At 48.9% G+C, this 1,786-nt stretch carries 1 protein-coding gene; it reads left to right on the forward strand.

Annotation, left to right across the window (positions count from 1 at the left end; all coding sequences use genetic code 11):
- The first annotated feature begins 280 nt into the window (after positions 1-280).
- Positions 281-1,480, forward strand: a complete 1,200-nt coding sequence (locus tag B2Y11_RS08705; protein ID WP_291058069.1) for a cation diffusion facilitator family transporter — start codon at positions 281-283, stop codon at positions 1,478-1,480.
- The last annotated feature ends 306 nt before the right edge of the window (positions 1,481-1,786 follow it).

The following is a 1,786-nucleotide window of genomic DNA, read 5'->3' on the forward strand; positions in this document are numbered from 1 at the left end:
TAAAAATCCAAGAATAAAAGCAGACAGCGATTTAATCAACGCTTCCTTAATGGGTTGTCCTATGAAATGGAGTATCTGCTCCTGATTCGGGACAGATGGATGAATGACTGTACAAAAGGCTCTCCCTGCGGAGAGTCTTTTGGTATATATGGGGAATTTTAGGTTCTCCTTTTTATCATTTGACAGGATACTAAATTGATGAGAAATGGGCTGTCTTTGGTTCCTGCCGGTAAGGAGGCAGGGGTTTGATTTCCCTTTTTTCGAAAGGAAATGAAAGGTTATGACATTCTTATTTTCCGGTCCTCATGGTGACAGGACGAAGAAGGCCTTTATGGCCGGCCTGGTAGGTCTTCTGGTAAATCTCATGCTGGGGTCTTTTAAAATACTGGCCGGCTGGCAGAGCGGTTTTCTTTCTGTCATGGGCGATGGCTTTAATAATATTACCGATATGGGCTCGGTGACTCTTCTGATGATGACCTTTTACTATGCAGCCAAGCCGTCGGACAAGGAGCACCCCTTTGGTCACGGACGGCTGGAATATATCAATTCCACTGTCATGGCAGCGGTGATTCTTTATGTGGGCATTACCCTTCTGGTGGAATCGGTGCAGAAAATCATCCATCCTAAAGATACGGAATTTACCCTTTTTGTAGCCATCATTCTGATTATCGGTCTTCTGGCCAAACTGTTCCTGGCATGGTGGTACAAGAGGTCAGGGGAAAAGGTGGGCTCCAAAGCCTTTGAAGCCTACAGCGCCGATTCCCTGTCCGACATGCTTTCCACCAGCGGCGTTCTGGTAGCCACGCTGGCCGAATATTTCTTCGGCCTTCACATCGACGGCATTATGGGTGCCCTCATGTCCCTCTTCATCCTGTGGACCGGCTACGGCATTATGAAAAACGCAGTAAACTCCATCCTTGGCGCCACTCCCGATGCGGAGGTATACAAGAAAATCAGGGAATGCATCCTTTCCTGCCCTGGCGTGTACGGCGTCCATGACCTTATCGTCCATGACTACGGCCCGGAAAACCACTTTGCCACTGCCCACGTGGAGCTGGACAGCAGTCTGAACCTGGTAGAAAGCCACGAGCTGGCGGAAAACGTGATGACCACCCTTCGTGAAAAGCTGAATGTGCAGGCCACCATCCATGCTGACCCCAAAGCCGTATCCAATCCCCGGGAAGCAGAGTATAGGAGGGACCTGGAATCAGCCATCTACAGGACCAGGCTGCCCCTTTCCTATCATGATTTCTTCGTGGAAGAAAAGGAAGGGGAAATCCACCTCTCCTTCGAACTGGCCCTCACAGGCCCCTGCAAATTAAAGGACGAAGACATCTATAAAGAAATCTGCAGTCATCTGAAGGCAATCAATCCGGAATATACGGTGGAAACCATGGTGGACAGGAACTTCATCAGCGGTAAAGTATACGGCTCTGATGAAGAAGAAGTCAGGGAAATCGCAGACAGGAAGAAACATTGATATGAGAGAGGCACCTCGCGGGGCGCCTCTTTTTTCTGAGGAAGTACTGCGGGTGCACTGCATGTGTGGAAGAGTCAATCCTTCCCGCCCACCGGGATGGGTTAGTGTAGTAGTGGGCTAGTGGGCTAGTGTACTGGTGGGCTAGGGAAGCGCTGATTAAATCGTTGTCTGATTTTATTCTTGAATTTTTATGCAATGCAAGGAATGGGGCGACGCGAATAGCGAGCTATTTAAGGAGCCCCATGACGAAGCAGTGCATAAAAATTCTTATAAAAGCAGACTCTGCGAATTAATCAGTGCTTCCCT

It is taken from the genome of Dialister sp. UBA1703 (assembly GCA_002320515.1).
In the GTDB taxonomy this organism is placed as follows: Bacteria; Bacillota; Negativicutes; order Veillonellales; family Dialisteraceae; genus Dialister.

What these genes read in the sequence shown, in the direction of transcription:
- B2Y11_RS08705 (WP_291058069.1), top strand. Translation starts at nt 281, where the DNA reads ATGACATTCTTATTTTCCGGTCCTCATGGTGACAGGACGAAGAAGGCC.